The sequence below is a fragment of the Turicibacter bilis genome, from assembly GCF_024499055.1.
Lineage (GTDB): Bacteria > Bacillota_I > Bacilli_A > MOL361 > Turicibacteraceae > Turicibacter > Turicibacter bilis.
This window is the reverse complement of sequence record NZ_CP071249.1, coordinates 1512512-1537585: the sequence shown is the minus strand read 5'-3', so window position 1 is coordinate 1537585 and position 25074 is coordinate 1512512. Positions and strand designations below refer to the sequence as shown.

Sequence of the window (25074 nt, the reverse complement as noted above, 5' to 3'; positions counted from 1 at the left end):
GACTTTAGCCTGTTGAGCTCGCGAAGCGTGCGAAACATAAAACCACTTGAGATCTTTCAAAGGATTTAAAAAAATGTAAATAAACGTAAAAATATGTAATATATTGATGCATTATATAATGTATTGATATATTATGTCTTTTATTGTACTATATTCGATGAAAATACAAGGTATTCATAAAAAATACCGAAAATTATCTAAAAAGATGATTGTTTTTTATATATTAGGTTAGAAAGGAGAAACGTGAAGAAATGAAAAAACGTTTATTAACAGGTCTTGTATCTATATTCATGGTTTTTACGATGTCGACAATGATGGTATTTGCAAATGATATTGTGGAAGGGAATATGACTAGCACAGAATTTTTAGAAGAAGGTAATGAAAACAGTGAAATTACTTTAGATGGTGATGTGACACTTTCTGATTCATTAAAAATTGATGCAAAGGATTATGTCATTGATTTAAATGGGCATACGTTAACATTTACAACAGATACAAATCTTGTCACAAATAATACTAATGTTATATTTAAAAATGGAACAATCAATCTTGATGGAATTAAAGGGAATGCGGACACTATCTTAGGAGTAGGGCATTATGGAAGTAGTGCTAACTTAACTTTAGATGGAGTTAAGTTACAAGCTAACAACTACACTTCACCCTATGCTTTAATTTATGTATACAATGACAGTGTATTAAATGTAGAAAATAATTCTGTCTTAACTGCAAAAAATGAAAAAAGTTTATCTGGAGGAGTTATCAAATCTAGCAATGGACAAGCTGGAAAAATAAATATAACGGATTCTACTTTAAACTTTGAAAATGCTGCACGTGGATTTGTGGATGGAACAATCAATATAAAAAACTCTACAGTAAACATGAAGGGATTAAGTAATGGTATTAATAGTAGTACTGGAGGATTAAATCTTACAGTAGATAATTCTAAACTTACGATTACTGGGAGTATTGGACGTGCATTAACACTCGATGGAACAACTGTTAGTTTTAAGAATAATTCTGTAATTGATTTTAGTAACTCACTTGTTAGTGATATTATGTTTAAAAGCCAGGGAAAAATTGAAGTTGATAAATCATCAGAGTTAAACTTCAAAAAAGTTAAGCTTGATGAAGCTGTTAAAGGAACAGAATTAAATGATTTAATCATCTCAGAAAACTATGAATATCAATTAGATGATAAAGGAAATGTTACCATTACACAAAAACCAGGTGATGTAGAGCAACCAGGTGATGTAGAGCAACCAGGTGATACAGAACAACCAGGTGATACAGAACAACCAGGTGATACAGAACAACCAGGCGATACAGAGCAACCAGGTGATACAGAGCAACCAGGTGATACAGAACAACCAGGTGATACAGAACAACCAGGCGATACAGAGCAACCAGGCGATACAGAGCAACCAGGTGATATAGAGCAACCAGGTGATGTAGAAAATCCAAGTGATGTAGAAAACCCAAGTGATACAAACAATGGGGGGATCACTACGACACCAGGTACAGAAAACGATACAACGACAACTGATAAACTTCCTGTTACAGGAGTTGAAAAATTAGCGTATCTATTCGTTGGAATAGTGACTATTACAGTTGGGGGACTTGTGTGGTTTACTTCTGAATCAAGAAAATTAAGACGTAAATAATTCAATATTGCACACACATTAGACTAGTTACTTCGGTGGCTAGTCTTTTTGATTTTCTGTCAAATAGTGTTGCTGATTAAATTGTGACCTGTTTACAACGAATAATTGAAGTAAAGTCCTAATAGCTATTCTGTTAGGATTTTTGTTTTGGGTTTGGTTAAGTTTTGAATCATGAAAATACAGGATTTAATTACCTTACTAGTGGAGGAAACATGCTTCGCATGGCAGGTGACCCAATGATAGAAACTGCGGTAATCAAAGGGAATCCGTTTAATCACCTTAATTTTATGATTGATTCCTTCAATTGGACCATCGGTATAGGGAGTTATTAGCGTGTTTTCAATATAAGCTTGATAAGTTTTAAACGTTTGGAAAGGTATTTGAAATTCTAGCGATAACTCAAGTAGGAAATTTAAAATATCGATTTGACGTATCAGGTGTTTAAAGCAGTAAGTAGATTGATAAGTAGTGGTGTTAAGTAACATGGGATACTTTAGAAATAATTGCCGATAATGTTTAGATTTACGACTATGTTTCTTAAATTTCTTCATGAGTCGAATCTGAGTTTTATTGAGTGCACGAGGAATATGTTGAACAAGATGGAATTTATCAATGATAATTTTGGTATGGGTAAAAAGCTCGTCAATCAAGCGCATGTAAGGAGTATACATAACAATGACAATGTGTTTGACACGCGTACGAACCTCTTTTGAGTATCGTTTAAAAAAGGATTGAAAAAAAGTTGTTTAGTTTATTGTTGATAATTCAACCATTATTTCAAATCACATTTAATCTGAATTCAGATAATGGTTTTTATTATGTCTTTTTCCTATAGCAGTTACCGACGTGGATATTCAGGTGGAGATGGGGCGATCCGGTTAGTATCCACGTCTAGACATAAATCTAATACGATAGTGAATAGACCTTTATATGATAAATGGATAGTTACATTTATGGTATAATAGTCTTAGTATTGCTATTTAAAGTGATTAAGGTTAGAAAGAGATATTAGATCATTGGAATAAACGACTTTAACAGTCCATAATACAATAAATGAATTTATAAAGAGAGGAGAGTATTTATGTTTACGTTATTAGATGAAAAGAAACAATTGTTAGATAGTAAGCGTCCTTTAAGTAGAGAGGTTCTAACGAATTTAAAGAAATATTTTGATGTTGAATTTACCTATAATTCAAATGCTATTGAAGGAAATACATTAACGATTACTGAAACAAAAGTAATCTTAGAAGATGGTCTAACAATAGGTGGTGGTAAAAGTTTAAGAGAACATCTTGAAGTTTTAAATCATAAAGAAGCTATTGATTATATACAAGATGTCGTTAGTAAAGAGTTTGATTTATCAGAAAGAGTTATTCGGGATCTTCATCACATCATTTTAAAGAGCATTGATAATCCGAATGCTGGTGTTTATCGAAAAGCGAATGTATTAATCAGTGGTAGTATGCATCGACCACCAGAATATTTTCTTGTAGAAGATAAAATGAGAGAATTATTAGACTGGTATCATGAAAATAAAGAAACAATGCATCCCGTAAAATTAGCAGCATTATTTCATTTTAAATATGTTTATATCCATCCTTTTATAGATGGAAATGGTAGATCAGCGAGATTATTAATGAATTTAATTCTACTAAGAAATGGATATCCACTAACTGTTATTAGAAATACTGACCGTGTAGATTATATGAGTGCATTAGAAAAAGCGAGTACGACTGGTAATACGGATGATTTTGTGGAATTTATTGCACAAGCAGTAGATAGAAGTTTTGATACTTATTTATATTTAATTGGATAGAAAGTCAAATTGAATTCAATATAATAAACCATTAAATGAAATTGGTAAAGAATATATAGTTGATCCTATCAATGATCTTATACCAGTTTGTCCTAATTGTCATATGATGCTACATTCTAAAAAACCTGCATTTAAACCACATGAAGTGAAATCATTTATTGATAGTAATAAATAAGAAAAAAACATTATCGGAGTTCAGATTAAACCTGACTTGAGATAATGTTTTTTTCTTATTTGAAATAAGGGATAGAGAAAGATATTTCATATTTAGAATTTCATAAGAGATGGATGAGTTTAAGTTATAGTGCTTTTAGTCTGTTTAAGTCATTTCTAAATAGAAGTTTTCATATGTTTATTATGTTATAGACTGAGTTGATAAAGGGAGGATAAAAATGAGTAAAGAAAAAGGAAGTCAATTTTTATTAGCTAACTATGTAAATAATCAATCGGATTGGTTAAACGCACAAATATTAAAATCTTCTATTGATTTATTAAATGAAATCAATGATGAGTTAGCGATAGAGTGGATTTCTCCTTTAAAGCAACATGGGTATAAAGAATATCGAGATAATTTTTTAAATGTTTTAGGGATATCAGGAGAAGTTCCTAAAGAGATATGGCCTAAAAGAGGTCCGGTATGGGATGGATTAGCTAAAGCTAAAGGTAGTAGTGGAGAAGAGATTATTTTATTAGTTGAGGCTAAAGCACATCTGAGTGAAATGAAATCAGAACTTCGTGCAACCTCAACCGAAAGTATTAACATCATTAAAAAGACCTTCCAACAATTTCGTCAAAAGAATGGAATCGATGAAACGTATGCAAGTAGTTGGGAGAACTCCTACTATCAATTAGCCAATCGTCTCATTTACCTAGATTATTTGAATCACACACTCAATACTAAAACGTACCTCGTGCTGATTAATTTCCTTGATGATCCAACAAATGTAAGGACATCACTCCAAGATTATCTGTCTCATTACAAAAAAGTATTTCACGAAATGGGCATTAGTCATCTTAAGTTATTAAAATACGTTATCCTGTGTTACATTTAAATAATCATTAAAAAAGGTCATCTTCAATGAAGATGACCTTATCCCACTTTCCCACCCAACTTATGAGGAATAATATCTGGTATTAAGTTTTAAAAATTAAATTTTAAAAGACACTTACAGTAAGTGAGGATTAGATAAAGAGTAATCGGATAAATTTTAAAATTAAAGTCTATTCCTTGAAATATGTGATGAGTTAAATGATTTGATATTCCCTTCCAACATAAGCTTCCTAAAGACTTACATTAAATCATGAGTCCAATTGAGTTGTTGAATTTGAGTATCTAATTCACGAAACCTTTTAGATAAATCATCAATCTGACGTTGGATATTCAAAACATCAATGATTGTCACAAACTTGATTTCAGACTGACTATAACGATCTTGTTTAATGGTCGCTTCATCAAGTAATGTCGTTAATATTTTTCGTTTCATTTTGATAGCATCTCTTGTTAAAATCAGATCAACGAGAGTCTGACCATTAATGATAATTTGACTATTCGTATAATTAATCCTTTTTGTAATTAGTTCTAGCTTATTGAAAACCTCATCTAATTTTGATAAAAGGTCATCTGGATTTACAAGGGATTCTTCTCCTTCTTGTATCTTTGAACAATGAATAATTTTCGTTTTAAGTTCATAAATATCACGTTGATAATCAGACTTTAACAATAAAGCCTCTGCCAATTTCATTTATTCACCTCATTTATTAAACCGAAATCTTTACTATTATTTTATGAATAGGAAAATACTTTATGACTTTAATTGTAATAAACGGATAAAAAAAACATTATCTCAAATCAGATCTAATCTGAACTCAGATAATGGTTTTTATTATGTCTTTTTCCTGTAACAGTTACCGATGTAGGTATTCAGGTGGAGATGGGGCTTCACCATAGCGCAAATTGTTTAATCTTTTTTGCTTATTTCTTAATATTCTTTATATTTTTTAATTTTTATATCCGCTTTTATGGTATGAGGTTCTCCTTTTTTTCATAGGATTTATTAAGCTTCAGAGATACGAGTTATGACATTGGTTGTCATAATGATGAAGTTATTTTGATTATAGGGGGGATTATCATGAAGAGATATGCAAAATTCTTGATGATTTTTGTGTTTTCTGTCGTGACCTTGACGGCTTGTTCGGGCGATTCTGAATCAAGCGGTAAAGTCCTTAAAGTGGCAAAAGATGTGGAATTGGCATCTATGGATCAGCATATTGCAACAGACGGTTTATCGTTTGAGGTCATTGCTGCTACCATCGAGGGGTTATACACATTAGATGCGGATGGAAATGCGATTCCAGCGATTGCAGAAAGTTATGACTTATCAGAGGATGGCTTAACTTATACGTTCCATTTACGTGAAGATGCAAAATGGAGTAATGGGGATTCTGTTACTGCAAATGATTTTGTTTATGCTTGGCGACGCTTAGTAAACCCGAATACGGCTAGTGAGTATGCTTTCATTATGGATGTAGCGGGGGTAAAAAATGCAGCTGCCATTAATGCAGGTGAAGCATCACTTGAAGAATTAGGGGTTAAAGCTGTGGATGACTATACGTTAGAGGTCAGCTTAGATTTACCGGTTCCATATTTCTTACAGTTAATGACCTTTCCTTCATTTTATCCATTAAATGAAGCGTTCGTGACAGAAAAAGGTACAGATTATGCTCAAAGTCCTGAAGGATTATTAGCAAATGGACCATTTAAAATGACAGAGTGGACACAAGGACATAGCTTCAAAGTAGAGAAAAATGATGCTTATTATGATAAAGATAACGTGAATTTAGATGCAATTGAGTATAAAATCATGAAAGATGCTCAAACGGCAGCGCTTGAATTTGATTCTGGAAACATGGATATCGTTCGTCTAAGTGGGGAGATTGTTGATTTATATAAAGATAATGAGGCGTTTACGTTAATTCATGAAGGTTACTTATGGTACATTGCGCCAAATGAGGAAGTCGAAGAGTTACAAAATGTAAATTTACGTCAAGCATTAGGACGTGCAGTGAATAAAGATCAGTTAACAGAAACCGTGTTAAATGACGGATCAACCGTGGCTGATTTTATTGTACCGGTAAGCTTAGCAACAGGGCCAGATGGAAAAGACTTCCGTGAAACATCAGATGTATATATGACGTATGATGTAGCAAAAGCTCAAGAATACTGGGAAAAAGCGAAACAAGAATTAGGAATTGATTCGTTAACATTAGAGTTATTATTTGAAGATACCGATGCCATGAAAAAATGTGCAGAGTTTATTCAATCTGAACTTCAAAAGAATTTACCTGGTTTAACAATTGAGTTAAAATCTCAACCGAAAAAGAATCGTCTTGAGTTAATGCGAGCTGGGGATTATCAATTAGGACTCACTCGATGGGGACCAGACTATGCAGATCCAACGACTTATTTAGATATGTTTATTACAGGTAGTTCGAATAATTATCCAAATTATTCAAGTGCTGATTATGATGCATTAATGGAACGAATTGATAAAGGAGATTTAGTTTATGATGTAGAGGCACGTTGGGAAGCAATGAAAGAAGCCGAACAATTATTAATCGAAACGGATGCAGCAGCCTTACCAATGTATCAACAAGGAAATACTTACTTAATTAATCAAAAAGTAAGTGGAATTGAAACACACTCAGTAGGTGTTCCATTCATCTATAAAAATGCAACAATTGAAGAGTAAAAATGTGAGATATTACAGGGATATTACTCCCTGTAATCTTTTTATATAGGTTTATATGGAGGTGGGGATATGTGGAAGTATGTTTTGAAGCGGCTAGCTATTTCTGTCGTGACGATTTTTTTAATTTTATTATTATTATTTCTAATGCTTGAATTTATGCCAGGGACACCGTTTAATGATGAAAAACTAACAGAAGCTCAGCGTGCATTACTTGAGGCGAAATATGGATTGGATCAACCCATTTTTATTCGATTTTTTAATTATTTAAGATTAGCTTTATTTGAAGGAGATTTTGGTGTTTCATATGCGATTCAAAAAAATGTGCCAGTTAGTACATTAATTGGTGATCGTGTCATGATTACCATTCGTATCGGATTACAAGCCATTGTTTTAGGAACAGTGATTGGTTTATTACTAGGGTTAATTGCAGCCCTCCGTCGTAATACATGGGCCGATACGGGAGCCACTGTCATTTCGGTAATTGGGGTTAGTGTTCCATCTTATGTGTTTGCGTTAGGACTTTGTTTCTTCTTAGGCTATAAATTTAAATGGTTCCCAATTACGTATAATCTAAGCAAACCATTTTTATCAACCATTTTACCGACTATTGCCCTTTCGATGTTCGTCATTGCGAACGTGGCGCGTTTCTTACGCTCAGAAATGATTGAAGTTTTGCATTCAGATTTCATGTTGCTCGTTAAAGCAAAAGGTGTTAAAAAGAAAAATTTAATTTTGAAACATGCGATGAGAAATGCTTTAATTCCAGTCATCACAGTCGTTGCACCATTAATGGTTAGTTTAATGACGGGAAGTTTAGTGGTGGAGAAAATTTTTGCGATTCCTGGTATGGGGAGCTTATTGGTGACGGCGATTCAAGTTAATGATTATAATGTCATCATCGCCTTATCCTTTATTTATAGTATTTTGTTCATTGGGACGATGTTAGTTGTGGATATTTTATATGGAGTGATTGATCCAAGAATCCGTTTATCGAAAGAAGGTGGAAGTCATGAATCATAATCAAGATTTTTTACAAAATGATTTTGAGTTAGTCTTTCAAGATGAAACAATCCAAACCGATGTGGTTTATCAAGGGCAATCATTTTGGAAAGATGTTTGGCATCGATTTATTCAAAATAAAGGGGCACTTGTTGGATTTGTTTTTATTGTTTTTTTAGTTCTAATGGCTATTTTTGCACCGATGTTTAGTTCACATACGTATGATTCGGTCATTATGGATCATGTCAATTTACCACCTCGTATTCCGGGGCTTGAAAAGTTAGGAATTTTTAATGGAACTCATAATGGAGTCAATATTTATGAACAACGTGGACTAGATAATGTATATTACTTTTTTGGAACAGATACGCTTGGTCGTGATATTTGGACGCGTGTTTGGGTGGGAACTCGAGTTTCCTTATATATTGCCGCGTTAGCCGTAGTCATTGATATGGTGTTTGGGATGACATACGGGATGATTTCTGGTTATCTTGGCGGGCGTGTGGATATTTATATGCAACGTTTTATTGAAATACTAAGTGGAATTCCGAATTTAGTTATCGTGACGCTACTGGTTATTGTGATGAAACCGGGGATTATGTCAATTACGATTGCCTTGTTAATTACGGGATGGATTGGGATGAGTCGTGTGGTTAGATCACAAGTCTTGAAGTTAAAGGAACTTGATTACATTTTAGCCTCTCGAACACTCGGAGTTAAAACACCAGGGATTATTAAGCAGGATATTTTACCTAATATTTTCGGACAAGTGATTATTATGTCGATGTTCTCGATTCCAAATGCGATTTTTTATGAATCATTTTTAGCGTTTATCGGGCTTGGCTTACAGCCACCGATGGCATCACTTGGGGTATTAATTAGTGATGGATTTAAGTCGTTACTTGCTTATCCACATATGCTACTATTCCCAGTTGTGGTTTTAGCAATTTTGATGTTAAGTTTTAATTTGTTAGCAGATGGACTTCGTGATGCGTTTGATCCGAAGATGAAAGAGATGTAGGAGGTGATGTTTATGGGAAGACGAAAAGTTTTATCAGTTCGTGACTTAGAAATTTCATTTGCGACGTCATCAGGTAGTGTCAGTGCGATTCGTGGCGTTCGACTTGATTTATATGAGGGAGAGACACTTGCAATCGTTGGGGAAAGTGGTTCCGGTAAGTCTGTGACGACGAAAGCTATTTTAGGGATTTTAAGTGAGAATGGGAAGATTGAAAAAGGCAGTATTCAGTTTACTTATGAACGTGATGGAGAAGAAGTGACGCGTGATTTAACGAAGTTAAGTGACCAAGAGATGCAACGTCATATTCGTGGAAAACGGATTGCGATGGTATTTCAAGACCCAATGACGTCACTTGATCCAACAATGACGATTGGGCGTCAAATTATTGAAGGGATGCAGGAGCATTATCATACGTCATTTCATGAAGCGAAGGAAAAGGCGATTGAATTGTTAGAGCTTGTTGGAATTACCGATCCTGAGAAACGATTTAAACAATATCCACACCAACTTTCAGGGGGGATGCGTCAACGTGTCGTGATTGCGATTGCGTTAGCGTGTGAACCCGAAGTTTTAATCTGTGATGAACCAACGACGGCACTTGATGTGACGATTCAAGCAAAAATTTTACGTTTATTAAAAGAGATTCAACAAAAAACAAATGTAGCAATTATCTTTATTACGCATGACTTAGGTGTCGTTGCTAATATTGCGGATTATGTAGCCGTGATGTATGCAGGTAAAATTATCGAAAAAGGATCGGTAGAAGAGATTTTCTATGATCCAAGACATCCTTATACGTGGGGACTTTTATCTTCGATTCCGGATTTAGAATCCGATGATGAGTATTTATACACCATTCCGGGAACGCCACCGAATTTATTGTATCAAGTCGAAGGGGATGCTTTTGCACCCCGTAATGAGTTTGCTTTAAATATTGATTATCGCTTAGACCCACCCATGTATAATGTTGGGGGAAAACATCGGGTATCCACTTGGTTGGCTGATGCGAGAGCGCCAAAGGTGGAAATGCCAGAAGCCTTGAAACGTCGAATTGAGAAGATGAAGAAAGGAGGTTGTTTCTAATGGAGCCATTATTAAAGGTTGAGAATTTAACACAACATTTTAAAATAAATAAAAATTACACCGTAAAAGCTGTCAATGGTTTAGATTTTGAGATTTATCCTGGGGAAACGTTTGGGTTAGTTGGGGAAAGTGGGTCTGGAAAATCCACAACAGGACGTTCGATTATTCGTTTATATGAACCAACAGATGGAACTATTTTATTTGATGGTGTGGATATCTCAGGAAAATTAAATAAAGAAACAGAGCGTCACTTACGAACAAATATGCAAATGATTTTTCAAGATCCGATGGCTTCACTCAATCCGCGTAAAAAAGTATTAGATTTAATTGCACAAGGATTAGATGTCCACAAGCTGTATCAATCTAAAGAAGAACGTGATGAAATGGTGTTTAAAATGTTAGAACGCGTTGGGTTATCTCGTGACCATGCGTACCGTTATCCGCACCAATTTTCTGGAGGACAACGTCAACGGATTGGAATTGCCCGTGCGTTAATTATGAATCCCAAACTAATCATCGCGGATGAAGCCATTAGTGCACTTGATGTTTCGATTCAAGCACAAGTTGTGAATTTAATGAAACGAATTCAAAAGGAAACAGGGATTGCCTATTTATTTATTGCGCATGATTTATCGATGGTTAAATATATCTCCAATCGTATTGGAGTCATGCATTTAGGGTACTTAGTTGAAGTGGGAACACGTGATGAAATTTTCAATAACCCAGTCCATCCGTATACAAAATCTTTATTATCAGCGATTCCAAATCCTGATCCGATTTATGAAAAATCTCGAGAAATTTTAATCTATGATTCATCGGATGTGGATTATTCAAAAGGGGTGCGCCATCAACTCAGTGAGACCCACTCAGTTTTAGCGACACCTGAAGAATTAGCATGTTGGATTGAAGATTAAATATGTTAATCTTGAGATAAGAAAGGTAACATATTTGAAACAGAGAAAAGATATTATCCTTGTGGATAATGTCTTTTTTTCATTCATATAATGGAAATAAGAAGAGGGGGATTTTAGTGTCACCGTTGAAAGCGAGAGTAGTTGGTTATGTGTTCCTTATTATTGCTATTGTGTTATTTTTATTGAGATTGTCAGTGCAGAAATATATTCAAGTTTGTTCATGGATAGGCATGGCGGTCTTTTTTACCGCGATGGTTATTTTATTTATTTTTTGGCGCTGCCCGAGTTGTCGAAAATTTTTACCTTTACAAGGGTCGTTAGGGGTTAAGGTTTGTCCGTATTGTGGAAAACAATTAAAATGAAAACCTCAATCCGAGCTTTTTTATTTTAGTTGTTCAGGTTATTTGATTTAAGGTTAATTTAAGTAAGAGGTGTTTAACTAGTAGATAGGAGGACATGTCTATTTTTGGAGATTTAAATACTTTTCTTGTTAATCTATCCTGATTTTAGGATGATTTTGTTATAATGAAAATAACACTTATTTTTCCACAAGATTTCTAAATCAATATCATAAAATGTCCGATATTTTGATGTATGATAAAATTGGAAATGGCGGAAAATATAATGAGTGATTACTTTTAAAGATAGGTGATAACGTGCTTTTTGATACTCATGTACATTTAAATGATAAGAAATATGCCCAAGACTTACTAGAAGTCATGGAACGCGCGAAGAATGAGGGCGTGACACGCATGCTTGTTGTTGGATATGATCAGCGCTCTAATCGACGCGCCATTGAATTAGCGGAACAATATGACTTCATTTACGCCGCTGTGGGATGGCATCCAGTGGATTCTATCTATTTAACGGAAGAATTGTTTGCGGAGTTAGTTGAACAGGTCAAACATCCGAAAGTAGTGGCTGTTGGTGAATGCGGACTTGATTATCATTGGGATACGTCGCCGGTTGATTTACAAAAAGAAGTATTCATTCGACAAATTAAATTAGCTCATGAAGTGAATAAGCCACTTGTCATTCATACGCGTGAATCAATTGCAGATACATTAGAAATTTTAAAAGCTCACGATGCAAATGTAGTGGGTGGTGTGATGCACTGCTATAGTGGAAGTGTGGAAATGGCACGTCAATTTATTGATTTAAACTTTAAGATTTCACTGGGTGGACCTGTCACATTCACAAATGGTCGTCGTCCACAGGCAGTCGCCACTGAGATTGCATTAGAGGATTTATTAGTGGAAACGGATGCTCCATATTTGACACCGCATCCGCATCGTGGAACACGTAATGAGCCGTTTTATGTCTCCTTAGTGGCAAAGAAAATTTCAGAATTAAAGAATTTACCATATGAAACGGTCTGTGAACAGACGACAGCAAATGCTTGTGCCTTATTTAAGATTAAATAAAATGTTGAAAGGTGGATGGTGAAATGAAAAACTTCAATATGGGTAAAGTAATTTATACATTAATTGTTGTATTAGTCACAGCTTGGAGTGTTTTCTTTATTGCTAATTATTATCAAGATAAGAGTGATAATCAAAATGTAAACTCTGGATTGACTCAAAATACAGATTCAGAAGGGAATACTCAAATTGTACAAAACGTGGTTGAGCGTGAAGTCGTAACACAAGAAGAGGCACGAATCGATGCAATTAATAAAGTATCACCAGCGATTGTTGGGGTTGTTAACTTTGCTCGTAATACGACTCAAGGTGAAGGATCAGGAATTATTTATAAAACAGATGGTAATGATGCTTATATCGTGACGAATCAACACGTGGTTGACAATGGAGATTATTTTGAAGTTGTTTTCTCAAATGGAGAACGTGCTGAGGCCACTTTAGTTGGTAGCGATATTTATACAGATTTAGCTGTATTAAAAGTAAGTGGTGTTGAGGTAGAAACAGTAGCTGAATTTGGAAACACGGAAGATTTAAAAGTGGGACAAACAGTGATTGCCATTGGGAATCCATTAGGATTAGATTTCGCTGGATCGGCAACATTAGGGATTGTTTCAGGGCAAGATCGTGTTATTGCTGTGGATTTAAATGGGGATAACCGTGATGATTGGGAAATGACTGTCTTACAAACGGATACAGCGATTAATCCAGGGAATAGTGGAGGAGCTTTAATCAACTTAGATGGAAAAGTTGTTGGAATTAACTCAATGAAAATTGCAACGAGCTCAGTTGAAGGAATGTCATTCTCAATTCCAACTTATGTAGCAATTCCGATCATTACAGATTTAGAGACGTACGGTGAAGTTCGTCGTCCACAATTAGGGGTTTATATTCAAGAAATGAGTATGATCCCAGATCGTTTAAAAGAAATGTTAAAGATCCCGACTGATCAAAAAACAGGTGTGTTTATCTATGAAGTCTTTGAAGGTGGACTTGCTGAAAAAATGGGGCTTAAAGCTGGAGACATTATCACAGCTATTAATGGTGAAGAAGTTGAAGATACAATGGCATTTAGAAAGAAATTATATTTAATGCGCGAGGGAGATAAGCTTGAATTAACAGTTATTCAAGATGGTCAAACCAAAACACTATCAGAAACTATTCAACCCGCAGACGGAAATAGCCTTTAATGAATAAGGAATGTATTGAATAACATTTAAAAGCCAGAGGAGTTGTCCTCTGGCTTTTCTGATTTCAGTTGGTATTTAAACTATAGTTAGAATTCCTTTAATATGAACTATGGTTCATAGAATGTTAGTGAATGACATTAAAATGATAAAAAATAAAAGTTATTATACGGAATTGTTAATGTAGGGTTATTATTGGTATTAATCACAGTAATTAGAATTTCAATTTATTGCGAAGAGAAACATTAATTATTAAAACGAGCATTAGAAGAAGGTATTGTTAAACGATTAGAAAAGCTTCACCCTAATGTCAAGCTAATCGAAGATGAAATCAACTACACGATTAAAAGAAAACTTAAATCACGAATGGTGGACCCATTAATCTTAGAACGTAACGGAGAAGTTATTTCACTTAAGTGAGGTTTCAAAATCAGCTAAAGGGTTAATTGAAGACGCATTAAAGCAGTTAGAAAAAGGTGTTTACTTAAGAGGGGACTACTAATAAAAGTAATCGAGAAGAATAAAAAATCTTCAAAATAGAAGTTTAGAGGCATCTTTGTTCAAGGTGCTTCTTTTTTTCTATCTTGAAGATTTGTATATGTTAGTCATTACTCAATTCTTCATGATGCACAAGGGCACTTTCATGGTGATGTCCGATACAAGCGGTGCTTGGAACATTAGTTGTTTCATAATAGAGTGTGACTTTTTTCTGACAATTCTCTGAAGCTAAATAACCAGTCGTTGGATCAACTTTAACCGCAACGACATCTTTAGGGGTTTCAAACCACTGTGACCCTGATTCTTTGAGTGAGTTTTCCATGACTTGTGACCATATATTTTTAGCATAACGGTTGACCTCAACACCATCTAGTGTCCGTCCTTGATCGTAACCGGTCCAAACCGTCGTTACAAGTTCTGGGGTATAACCAATCATCCATGAATCAGTGTTAGTTGATCCACTTTTTCCAGCGTATTGATGAGTTAAATTTGGAATAATGGAGAGTCCTGTGACTGAAAGATGATTATTTTGTTGCATATTAAACATTCCTGTCATCATTTCATTCATCACATAGGTCTTGGTTGGATCTAAGATTTGCTCACCTTCCGTTGGTTTATCGGAATAAACTAAAAATCCACGATCATCTGTAATTTGTGTAATAAATTTTCGTTCGACAGACTTCCCATTATTAGCAAAGACACTGTAAGCCTCTGCCATTTCCATAATATTGACCGGCTCAACTCCAAGTGCAGCCGATGGAAGTTCAGGAATATCAGCTGTAATCCCAAAACGTTTCGTTGTTTCGGGAAGAACATTGAGCCCTAAAAAGGTATGAGTTTTAACCGCATAAATATTATCTGAAACGGCAAGTGCATTGGCCATCGGAATGTTAGAATACGCATAAGCATTGGAATAATTATTTGGGGTATAAGTATCTTTTCCATCATTATAAGGGAAGGTAGTCGGCTCATTCATAAAGGTGGTGGATGGATTGAATCCATATTCTAAAGCCTCATAGTAAAGGAAAGGTTTCATTAAGGAACCAATCTGACGTTCACTATAAAGGGCTCGATTATACTGAGAGGTCTCATAATCATTACCTCCACTCAGAGCTTTAACGTACCCGGTGGAAGGTTCGATGACAATAACGGCAGTTTGAACCTCTTGATCTGTCACATTCTCTTGAATGGCTTCGTTCACATAGGTTTGAATATCACGGTCTAATGTGGTGTAAATATTTAAGTTACGGTAAGAGCTTGTTTGACCAACTAAGAGTTTGTCCACTTCAGTTAACACCGCATCTACGTAGTATGGCGCATCGTAATCAATGTCTTCTGGGTATTCACCGATGACGACTGTTTCAGTATTCATGGCCTCATCATATTCTTCTTGATTAATATAATTTTCGGCCAGCATCGAATTTAAGACGATTTTTTGACGTTTGGCTGAATTTTCAGGATGACTAATTGGGGAGTAGTAGCTAGGTCCTTTTGGAATTCCAACTAAAACGGAGGCTTCAGCCAATGTGAGCTCACTGGCATGCTTTCCAAAGTAATAAAGTGAAGCATCTTCAATGCCATAATTCCCGTGGCCAAAGTTAATGGTGTTTAAATAACCTTCTAAAATCGTGTCTTTATCGTAACTTAACTCAAGCCGAAGCGTATAAAAAGCTTCCTTAATTTTACGAGACCATGTTTTTTCAAAGCTTAAATAAAGGTTACGAGCGTATTGTTGAGTAATCGTTGATGCACCTTGTGAACGGGTTCCTGACGTGATATTGGTTACCAAAGCTTTGGCTATTCGAAGCGGGTCGAATCCGAAATGGTCATAAAAGTTCCGATCCTCAGTTGCAATGAAACCATTAATCACATACGGAGAAATCTCATTTAGGCTAACCCAGTGTTGATCTTTCGGATACGTCTTCTCTAAAAAGACTTCACCATCCGCATCATAAAACGTAATCGCTGTATTTACATTAATGTCTGGAGCAGGCAAATACTTGAAATATTGATAAACTGTTAAACAAAGAATCGCGACCAGTTCAACACAAATAATCGTGGTCACACGCGTATATTTAGATCTAAAAAAAGTGGATAACATCTCACATAATCTCATAACTTCACCTCGAGATTTAGTTTATCCACAAATTTAAATAATATTTACAAAAAGAGGTAAAAAAATTAAATATAGGAATCAATTAAAAATGAAATTAATGTTAGATAGCGTATATGAAGATATACAGAGAGGAGAGTGTCAAATGTTAATAATATATATATTAATTTTTTTTCTCGGATCTACTTTAGGTTCTTTTTATCACGTGGTTGGATATCGGATGCCGATTGGGGAGGATTGGGTGAGTGATCGTTCCCGCTGCCCAGGGTGTTCTCACGAACTCACATTTTATGAGTTGATGCCGGTACTTTCTTATGTGTTACAAGGTGGGACGTGTCGCTCCTGTGGCATGAAGATTAAGCCGATTTATTTATTATCGGAGATTTTTGCTGGACTCTTATTTGTGTTTCCTGTTTGGTTCTATGGATTTGAAGGATTTACGACAGGTGAAATTTATGTTGCGTGGGCCTTTTTATCGATGCTCATCATCATCACCGTATCCGATATTTATTATCAGTTGATTTTAGACAAGGTACTTCTATTTTTCGGTGCGGTACTTCTTATCCTTTATGTCATTTATCCACAGTATGATTTAGTGTCAGGCTTAATAGGAGCGGGCGTTGGTTTTCTGACGTTATATGCTGTTGGTTTATTGGGACAATTGCTTTTTAAGAAAGAAGCACTTGGTGGTGGAGACATCAAGTTATACGCTGTTATTGGATTTGTCTTAGGGATTTCTAGCACATTCCTATCATTATTTTTAGCAGCAGTTTTAGCTTTAATTTATATGTTAATTTTTATGAAAAATAAGACGAAGCCACTGGGCTTCGGACCATTTATTGCGATTGCTTCTTATCTTTGTTTATTTTATGGTTCATCTTTACTAGATTGGTATTTTAATAAATGAGACGTGTCGTATAACAACGAAACGTCCTTTTATTTAATCTAATTTTTTTATTTATGACGAATTGTCAATACAAATGCGACACTTGCTCATGAAATAGCTCGAATGAAGTTTTCCAACCTAAACATTTTCGTGGTCGATGATTAATGAGGCAGAGTGCCTCATTAACCTCTTCTTCAGTTACCCTTGCTAAGTCGGTCTTCTTCGGGAAAAATTCTCGAAGAAGACCGTTGGCATTTTCGTTACTTCCTCTTTGCCAAGATGAATAGGCATCTGCGAAATAAACAGGAACCTTTAATTCAGCCTCAACTTGCGAGTGGCAGGCAAACTCTTTTCCTCGATCCACCGTATATGTTTTAAATGTATTTACTGGATAGCATTCATAGATTTCACTAATCGCTCGATACATTTCTGAAGCCGAGCGATTTTCTATTTTACAGCCACATAAAAGCGTGTTTGACGTTCAACGAAGGTGGCTAAACAACCTTTACTTTTACCACGACTTGAAACAACCGTATCTAACTCCCAGTGTCCAAATGTATGACGCTTTTTCACCTCTTTGGGACGTTGATGAATCGATGTTCCAATGTTAAATCGTCCACGTGTTTCTCGAGGTTTTCGACGTTTACCCTTTTGTCTTAGACAGCTTAAATCTCCTGATAAAATCGTTCCATCGTAAATCCAACGATAAATGCTTTTAAATGAGATAACACCTTTTAAAACGGTATTAGAAATTTGTTCAGATGACCAAGTTAGTTTTAAATACTGTTGAATTGTTTGTATCAGTTGTTCTGATTTCTCCTCTGAACGATGACAAACTAAGCGACGTTGCCCAGCTAATTCGTCTGCTAACTCAGCCTGATACGTCTGTTGAGTATTTCGTTTCAGTTCACGAGCAATCGTTGAATGATGGCGATTTAATTGCCCCGCAATTTGTCTCGTTGAATAGCCCATTTTTGAAAGAACTTCTATACGTGTACGCTCAAATGTGTTAAGATGTTTATAACTCATAAATAGATCTCCTTGTTAAGAATTTTTTTTGGTAACTTCATTCTATAACAAAGATCCTATTTATGAGCTTTTTTTATGTGTCGCACTTAATATTACAATCTGTCTTATCCATTAAAATTTATTTTATGGTATATTAGGTATAAGTTACATAATTCGACAAAGTCAATGAGAGTACGAGGAGAGGAAGAGAGTTATGGAGACAGAAAAGCTAAAGAATAAGCGATACTGGTTGCTATTTTATTTGCTATTTTCAGGTATTTATTTTATTTGGCGAATCCTTTTTACGATTCCAATCGGGTATGGATGGTTTGCTTTTATTTACGCGATTGTTTTATTAATTGTTGAGATGTTTGGCATGGGAGAATTTTTTGTTCATTTTTTAAATGTAACGAAGGCTGTTGTTCCAGTGAAGCCAGAGATAAGCGATCAGACCTTGTATCCAGATGTGGATGTGTTCATTGCAACTTATAATGAATCTGAGGAGTTATTGTATAAGACGATTATTGGCTGTAAAAATATGCGTTATCCAGATCCAATGAAAGTTCATATTTATTTATTAGATGACGGACGCCGTCCAACAATTCAGCGATTAGCGGAACGATTAGAGATTCACTATTTAACACGTGAAAATAATGAACATGCGAAGGCTGGAAACTTAAATCACGCACTGAGTCAGACATCTTCTCCGTACGTGGTGACACTAGATGCCGATATGATTCCGATGAAGAATTTTTTAATGGAAAGTTTACCGTTTTTTATTGAGAATGAACAACAACGTCAAGAACTTCGTCAACAGGGGGTAGAAGAAGAGGACCTACCACAACCACTGGGGTTTATTCAATTACCACAGGTGTTTTATAATGCGGATATTTTCCAGTATTATTTATATTCAGAACATCGTATTCCAAATGAGCAGGACTATTTTTATCGAGACATTCAGCTTGGGAAAAATTCAAGCAATTCTGTCATTTATGGTGGGTCTAATACCATTTTATCGCGCGCGGCATTAGATGAGATTGGTGGTTTTGTCACAGGCATTATCACGGAAGATATTGCGACAGGCATGCAAATTCAGCGCGCTGGTTATTTATCGTATGCTATTGATTCCATTCAAGCATCAGGTTTAGCCGCGCATGATTTAGAAGGAATTTTAAAGCAGCGTAATCGCTGGGCGCGTGGCTGCATTCAAACATTCCGTCGTTATTGTCCCTTCTTTGTAAGTGGATTAACCTTCAAGCAACGTTTAAATTATACGAATGCGATTTTTTATTGGTATAACAGTTTAAAACGATTTATTTATCTGTTAGCACCAATCTTATTTGCGGTGTTTAATATCATGGTTGTTAAAGCGACCCTTCTTCAAGTCTTAATCTTTTGGCTACCGATGTATGTGATGACATTGATGACACTTCGTCGTTTTTCTGGGAATGTTCGTACGATGAAGTGGACCAATGTGTATGAAACGATTTTAATGCCATCGTTATTACCCGCTGTGTTAGTGGAGAGCATTGGAATTCGTATGAAGAAGTTTGAAGTGACACGTAAGGATAAGAAAGTCGTTCATAAAAACTCAGATGTGTTACGTTTAGCGATTCCTCATATTCTATTCATGGTTTTCACCATCATTGGAATGATGCGTTGCATTTATCAATTATTTACACCAGAGTGGAGTGGCTATGCGATGGTTCTATTCTGGTTAACGATGAATAGTTATGCCTTATTGATGTCGATCTTCTTTATTTTAGGGCGTCCATTGCAACGGTTAAGTGATCGTTTTAAAATGGAGGCTACTGTGGAAGTGAAGTTAGAAGATAGCGTGCATTTATTTAAGGTGTTTGATATCTCGGAGCATGGGATTTCTTTGATCTCCAATTTCCCGTATCTAGTGGATGAGACTAAAAGTTATGAGCTTTCACTGACGCGTGAGGAGTATACAGCAGATTTTGAGGGAAAGTTACTTCGTGTAGATTCATCAGATGATTATCGTTATGTGTTTAAAATTACTCAGATGCACGAAAAAGATTATCAAGAATTTATTAAAATTTTATATGACCGTGTCCCACATTTACCAGATCGTATTTTAGATTCAAGTGTGATTAATGATATTAAATTGAATATTTGTGAACGTCAGAAAAAATCAAAGGGGTTTTTAAGAAAGTTACCGCGTGTACCATTATTGATAGATTTAATGACAACCGAAGGTGAATCTGTTCACGCGATCAATTTTAATTATCAGTATTTCTTGTTAGAAATGAACTGTGAGTTAACAAGTCTGGAGATTCCATTATTAACGCATCCTGAATTTTCATTGCAATGTAATTTTGTTCAGACGATGATTCGACGTAACGGAAAGTATCAAAAAACGTATTCTTTATATGAAGTTAAAAATTATAAAGAGATTCCTGCTTCAGTTTGGAAAACAGAAGTGGCATTTTGGCTCAATCAAAAAATCCCAGCATAGGCTGGGATTTTTTATAAAGTTTCAAAATTTAAATGAGAGATGGACTGTGCTAATGATGGGGTTAATAATGGAATAGAATCCTCATTTAAGGGTAACCATTCATAGTAGTCGTGCTCGTTAGATAGCTTAATCTCACCTTCGAGAATTTCACATAAGTAAATGACGCCCATAATAAGGTAATCATCGTTTATAAAGTCCCATTGATGTAGTAATCGGATGGGTCTGACTAAGAGGGAGGTTTCTTCTAATATTTCTCGACGCAACGTTTCTTCGGCACTTTCATTTTGTTTCATTTTTCCTCCTGGAAGATCAAAGTATTCACAGCGCGAACTGACTTTATGGAGGGCTAAAAATTCATGATTCCGTACAATTAAGCCTTTGACTGAGAAATTAATTTGTGTCATGTGTCCACATCCTTTCACTTGATTTATAATCATTATATGAAGTTTAAGAGAAAAAGATGTCAGAATGTGAGTTCGTTTTGCTAAAGTGATAAAAATAGTGTAAAATAGTAACGATATTATACGATAAAAAGGACGTGAAGACATTGGCATTAACAGCTGGAATCGTTGGTTTACCAAACGTCGGGAAATCAACTTTATTCAATGCAATTACTCAAGCTGGAATTGAAGCAGCTAATTATCCATTCGCGACAATCGACCCAAACGTAGGTGTGGTTGAAGTTCCGGATGAGCGTTTAAATAAATTAACAGAATTAGTTAGTCCTAAAAAGACTGTTCCAACAACTTTTGAATTTACAGATATCGCTGGATTAGTGCGTGGGGCAAGTAATGGAGAAGGGTTAGGAAACAAATTCTTAGCTAACATTCGTGAAGTAGATGCGATCACTCAAGTGGTTCGTTGTTTCGAAGATGGAAACATCATTCACGTTGAAGGTTCAGTTGATCCAATTCGTGACGTTGAAGTTATTAACTTAGAGTTAATTTTAGCGGATATGGAGCAAGTCGATCGTCGTTTAGGACGTTTAGCAAAACAAGCAAAATCAGGAGATAAAGCTGCTAAAGCTGAGCAAGCTGTTTTAGAAAAAGTAAAAGCTGGATTCGATCAAGAATTACCTGCTCGTGCTTTAGAATTAGATGAAGATGATATCCAAGCAATTAAACATTTACAATTATTAACGTTAAAACCAATTTTATATGTGGCTAACGTTGGTGAAGATGACTTAATGGCTGGAGAAGATAATGAATACGTGAAAGCATTACAAGAGTATGCTGATCGTGAAGGTGCAAAAGTCATTAAAGTATGTGCACGTATCGAAGAAGAAATCTCTCAATTAGAAGATGAAGAAAAAGCGGCATTCTTAGAAGAATTAGGAATCAAAGAAAGTGGATTAGATCAATTAATTCGCGAAGCTTATGATTTATTAGGATTAGCAACTTACTTCACAGCTGGGGTGCAAGAGGTTCGCGCTTGGACATTCATTAAAGGAATGACAGCTCCTCAATGTGCAGGAATCATTCATAGTGATTTCGAACGTGGATTTATCCGCGCGGAAACTGTTTCTTACGATGATTTAGTAAAATACGGTTCAGAGCAAGCAGCTCGTGAAGCGGGACGTTATCGTTTAGAAGGAAAACAATACATCGTTCAAGATGGAGATGTTATGTTATTCCGTTTCAATGTATAAAAAAATTCATTTAAATTGAATAAATTTTGGTTAATTAAATCATACTATATATGATTCGTCATTAGGTAGCTACTAAAACTTGTCATGATACCTACAACTAGATTCTAGTGGTGAATCAAAAAATCGGCACGCTACTTGGCGTGCCGATTTAATTTTAAAAAGTGGATGGATTATTAAATTATAACATCTTTTTTTAACTTGCTATAGTAGATATACCTGTGCTATAATATATGACTGTGAGTAATAAGACTATTACTCCTTGCCCGCATATGGGCCGTCTAGACCAAGAGGAGGTGCAATATAATGAGAAAATACGAAATTATGTACATCGTTCGTCCTAACTTAGAAGAAGAAGGACGCAAAGCAGTAATCGCTAACTTCCAAAACATGTTCACTAACATGGGTGCGGAAATCGTTGAAACTAAAGAGTGGGGTATGCGTGATTTAGCATACGCTATCGAAGATTTCACAAAAGGTTACTACGTAGTAATGACAGTTAACTCTTCAATCGAAGCTAAAAACGAATTTGATCGTTTAGCTGGAATCAGCGAAGATGTTATCCGTTACATCGCTATCAAAGAAGAAGAATAAGATTTTAATGTACTAAGTGAGGGTGGTATAAATGATTAATCGCGTTGTTTTAGTAGGGCGATTAACTCGTGATCCAGAACTAAAGTATACAACTAATGGGATCGCAAACTTGCGATTCAGTATTGCGGTTAATCGCACTTTCACTAGTCAAAATGGAGAACGCCAAGCAGATTTCATTAACTGTGTTGCATGGCGCGGCCAAGCTGAGAATATGGCGAAGTTTTTACGTAAAGGATCTCTTATTGGAGTGGAAGGACGTATTGAAACAGGTAGCTATCAGGCTCAGGATGGATCAATGCGTTATACAACAGATGTGGTGTGCGATAGCGTACAGTTCTTAGAACCACGCTCTGCATCTGCTGATCGAGGAAACTTTGGAGCTCAACCATCACAAGACTTTGGTGGAGGCTTTGGAGGTGGATACGGTGGTACGCCATCATTCCAACAACAAGCGCCAGCATCAAATGGCTTTGGTGGAAATCCTTTCGGAGGAGCACCAAGTATGGATCAAGGCTTCGGAAATCCATCGCAATCATTTAATAATGAGCCAGATTTCAGCTCAACTATTAATATTTCTGATGATGATTTACCATTTTAATTTTTAAATAACATATAAAAAATAATTTTAAAAGATGTTAGGAGGAACTATCATGGCTCAATTCCGTCGTGGAGGACGTCGTCGTCGTAAAGTTTGCTATTTCACTACAAACAAAATTACGAAAATCGACTACAAAGATGTAGATTTATTAAAACGTTTCGTATCTGATCGTGGAAAAATCTTACCTCGTCGTGTAACAGGAACAAGCGCTAAATACCAACGTGAATTAACAGTTGCTATTAAACGTGCTCGTCACATGGCATTATTACCATTCTCTGCTGAATAGTAATAACACATTGTTTACAGAGTGGCGCGGACTTTCGCGCCATTTTTTTATAAAACATAAGCTAACCTTTATTATTCGTCAGACGATGTAAAAGAAACATTCGTTTCTTCTGGCGAATCTCGCAACAGAGATATTTGCATCAGGGCCCAATTATTAAAAATATTCAAGTTTTAACGCCACCTTCAATAGAAGGTGGTTTTTTTGTCGCTCATCTAGCCATCTTTAATGGCTTTGATGAGCTATCTTTTTTATCTGAGGTGAGAGTCGAAGCGATATTTTAGGAATAAACTAAATTTAAAGATATGCGTAATAGTTCTTTTACTCCTTTGGCCCAAGAAGTTAATGTGGATACTGTAGGTGATGATAAAAGTGACACTATTTATAGTTTGGTAGTTAGGATTTAACTATTACTACTCTTATGATAATGATTCATATTGTAATTTATGATGAAAAAAGATGTTATATGCTTAGTAATTGAGAGAGCTCGAAAATATTCCTTTTTGTTAGGAGCGAAAAGACAGTCAGCTGTAAATTAGGATGTACATACGATATAAATGTCTTGATTTTGACAGTCAGCTATTCATTGGGGTGTACATTTCAATGCTGAGAAAGCTTGCTATAAAGCTTACGCTAGGTGTTTATGATTCTTTCTACAATTCTATAAGGTGGATAAAAAAAGAACAGGATGAGTGTCCTGTTCTTGTTAATTATTTTTCTTCTTCTTTTGCTTGCTCAGCATTAGCAATTACTTCACATGGTTCAACTTTCATTGTTGAGCGATCTAATAAGTAAGTATCTGTACAGCAACTCATGTCTTCTGTTAAGTGGGCATCACTTAATAAACGAAATGGGTTATAAGAATTGTTTTTTTCCATCTTCTTCACTCCTCATAAAACATTATAATGAAATAACTACACTTCTAATTATATACCTATACCTAAAAAAATTAAGTGTTTTTTATAAGGAAATTTAAAATTTGGGGAAATTATCATCGATGAGGCCTATCAAGGAAATAGATAGGGTAAGGAAGTTTTATTTTATGGGTAAAAAAAGCAGTAGAATGTAACTTCTTTAGTGACGACTTACGGTAGCGAAGTATTTATATGAGAGTATAGG

The 25074-nt window shown here is 35.4% G+C and carries 21 protein-coding genes and 2 pseudogenes; 16 read left to right on the top strand and 7 right to left on the bottom strand.

Annotated features, from left to right (window positions below):
- Window positions 1-251: 251 nt before the first annotated feature.
- Window positions 252-1661: a peptidase gene (locus J0J69_RS07380; RefSeq protein WP_237252472.1), complete on the top strand. Its 1410-nt coding sequence runs from the start codon at window positions 252-254 to the stop codon at window positions 1659-1661.
- Window positions 1662-1786: 125 nt separating this feature from the next.
- On the opposite strand, the gene J0J69_RS13525 is transcribed toward J0J69_RS07380, so the two are convergent.
- Window positions 1787-2146, bottom strand: coding sequence for a transposase (locus J0J69_RS13525; protein WP_370456894.1), 360 nt, complete (start codon window positions 2144-2146; stop codon window positions 1787-1789).
- Window positions 2129-2386: pseudogene (locus tag J0J69_RS13520) on the bottom strand (transposase); the annotation flags it as partial. The pseudogene J0J69_RS13520 and the gene J0J69_RS13525, both read right to left, overlap by 18 nt.
- A 356-nt stretch (window positions 2387-2742) precedes the next feature.
- On the opposite strand from J0J69_RS13520, the gene J0J69_RS07375 reads away from it, so the two are divergent.
- Both J0J69_RS07375 and J0J69_RS07370 read left to right on the top strand, forming a co-directional pair.
- The gene (locus J0J69_RS07375; protein ID WP_055275209.1) at window positions 2743-3477 is read left to right on the top strand and encodes a Fic family protein; all 735 of its coding nucleotides are present in this window, start codon (window positions 2743-2745) and stop codon (window positions 3475-3477) included.
- Window positions 3478-3869: 392 nt separating this feature from the next.
- Window positions 3870-4529 (top strand): hypothetical protein, encoded by a 660-nt coding sequence (locus J0J69_RS07370; RefSeq protein WP_212724764.1) that lies wholly within the window; start codon window positions 3870-3872, stop codon window positions 4527-4529.
- A 237-nt stretch (window positions 4530-4766) separates the two neighbouring features.
- Here J0J69_RS07370 and J0J69_RS07365 read toward each other — a convergent pair whose 3' ends face one another.
- Complete coding sequence (locus J0J69_RS07365; protein WP_055244534.1) at window positions 4767-5219, bottom strand: DIP1984 family protein; 453 nt, start codon at window positions 5217-5219, stop codon at window positions 4767-4769.
- A gap of 387 nt (window positions 5220-5606) precedes the next feature.
- Between J0J69_RS07365 and J0J69_RS07360 the strand changes: the two genes are divergently transcribed.
- The 7 genes from J0J69_RS07360 (at window position 5607) to J0J69_RS07330 (ending at window position 13851) form a co-directional block, all read left to right on the top strand.
- Window positions 5607-7226: a peptide ABC transporter substrate-binding protein gene (locus J0J69_RS07360; protein WP_237252469.1), complete on the top strand. Its 1620-nt coding sequence runs from the start codon at window positions 5607-5609 to the stop codon at window positions 7224-7226.
- A gap of 69 nt (window positions 7227-7295) precedes the next feature.
- On the top strand, window positions 7296-8246 hold the full coding sequence (locus J0J69_RS07355; RefSeq protein ID WP_055275185.1) for an ABC transporter permease: 951 nt from the start codon (window positions 7296-7298) through the stop codon (window positions 8244-8246).
- The gene (opp3C, locus tag J0J69_RS07350; protein WP_212724765.1) at window positions 8236-9246 is read left to right on the top strand and encodes an oligopeptide ABC transporter permease; all 1011 of its coding nucleotides are present in this window, start codon (window positions 8236-8238) and stop codon (window positions 9244-9246) included. The genes J0J69_RS07355 and opp3C overlap by 11 nt, the downstream gene beginning before the upstream one ends.
- A 6-nt stretch (window positions 9247-9252) precedes the next feature.
- A complete protein-coding gene (locus tag J0J69_RS07345; RefSeq protein ID WP_370456869.1) occupies window positions 9253-10329 on the top strand; it encodes an ABC transporter ATP-binding protein in 1077 nt (358 codons plus the stop codon).
- Window positions 10329-11243 carry an ABC transporter ATP-binding protein gene (locus J0J69_RS07340; protein ID WP_055305535.1) on the top strand — a complete coding sequence of 305 codons (915 nt, stop codon included), beginning with the start codon at window positions 10329-10331 and terminating at the stop codon, window positions 11241-11243. Before J0J69_RS07345 ends, J0J69_RS07340 begins: the two co-directional genes overlap by 1 nt.
- Before the next feature lie 656 nt (window positions 11244-11899).
- Window positions 11900-12667: a TatD family hydrolase gene (locus J0J69_RS07335; RefSeq protein WP_212724767.1), complete on the top strand. Its 768-nt coding sequence runs from the start codon at window positions 11900-11902 to the stop codon at window positions 12665-12667.
- Between the two features lie 23 nt (window positions 12668-12690).
- Entirely contained in the window at window positions 12691-13851 is a 1161-nt protein-coding gene (locus J0J69_RS07330) for a S1C family serine protease (protein ID WP_237252466.1), read from the top strand.
- A gap of 598 nt (window positions 13852-14449) precedes the next feature.
- On the opposite strand, the gene J0J69_RS07325 is transcribed toward J0J69_RS07330, so the two are convergent.
- Window positions 14450-16462, bottom strand: coding sequence for a transglycosylase domain-containing protein (locus J0J69_RS07325; protein ID WP_212724768.1), 2013 nt, complete (start codon window positions 16460-16462; stop codon window positions 14450-14452).
- Window positions 16463-16604: 142 nt separating this feature from the next.
- Between J0J69_RS07325 and J0J69_RS07320 the strand changes: the two genes are divergently transcribed.
- Window positions 16605-17366, top strand: coding sequence for a prepilin peptidase (locus J0J69_RS07320; protein WP_237252465.1), 762 nt, complete (start codon window positions 16605-16607; stop codon window positions 17364-17366).
- A 64-nt stretch (window positions 17367-17430) separates the two neighbouring features.
- Here the strand turns inward: J0J69_RS07320 and J0J69_RS07315 are convergent.
- Window positions 17431-18374 (bottom strand): annotated as a pseudogene (locus J0J69_RS07315) (IS30 family transposase).
- A 193-nt stretch (window positions 18375-18567) separates the two neighbouring features.
- Here J0J69_RS07315 and J0J69_RS07310 point away from each other — a divergent pair.
- Window positions 18568-20835 carry a glycosyltransferase family 2 protein gene (locus J0J69_RS07310; RefSeq protein WP_212724769.1) on the top strand — a complete coding sequence of 756 codons (2268 nt, stop codon included), beginning with the start codon at window positions 18568-18570 and terminating at the stop codon, window positions 20833-20835.
- 11 nt (window positions 20836-20846) lie between these two features.
- Here J0J69_RS07310 and J0J69_RS07305 read toward each other — a convergent pair whose 3' ends face one another.
- Window positions 20847-21239: an NUDIX hydrolase gene (locus J0J69_RS07305; RefSeq protein WP_212725715.1), complete on the bottom strand. Its 393-nt coding sequence runs from the start codon at window positions 21237-21239 to the stop codon at window positions 20847-20849.
- A gap of 143 nt (window positions 21240-21382) precedes the next feature.
- On the opposite strand from J0J69_RS07305, the gene ychF reads away from it, so the two are divergent.
- From ychF to rpsR, 4 genes are all read left to right on the top strand, one after another.
- Window positions 21383-22483: a redox-regulated ATPase YchF gene (gene ychF / locus J0J69_RS07300; protein WP_055243506.1), complete on the top strand. Its 1101-nt coding sequence runs from the start codon at window positions 21383-21385 to the stop codon at window positions 22481-22483.
- 303 nt (window positions 22484-22786) lie between these two features.
- On the top strand, window positions 22787-23074 hold the full coding sequence (gene rpsF, locus J0J69_RS07295; protein ID WP_055243505.1) for a 30S ribosomal protein S6: 288 nt from the start codon (window positions 22787-22789) through the stop codon (window positions 23072-23074).
- 31 nt (window positions 23075-23105) lie between these two features.
- Window positions 23106-23672, top strand: coding sequence for a single-stranded DNA-binding protein (locus J0J69_RS07290; RefSeq protein ID WP_055243504.1), 567 nt, complete (start codon window positions 23106-23108; stop codon window positions 23670-23672).
- Window positions 23673-23724: 52 nt separating this feature from the next.
- Entirely contained in the window at window positions 23725-23958 is a 234-nt protein-coding gene (gene rpsR, locus J0J69_RS07285) for a 30S ribosomal protein S18 (RefSeq protein ID WP_006784586.1), read from the top strand.
- A 707-nt stretch (window positions 23959-24665) separates the two neighbouring features.
- Here the strand turns inward: rpsR and J0J69_RS07280 are convergent.
- Window positions 24666-24833, bottom strand: a complete 168-nt coding sequence (locus J0J69_RS07280; RefSeq protein ID WP_172676274.1) for a hypothetical protein — start codon at window positions 24831-24833, stop codon at window positions 24666-24668.
- Window positions 24834-25074 lie beyond the last annotated feature (241 nt).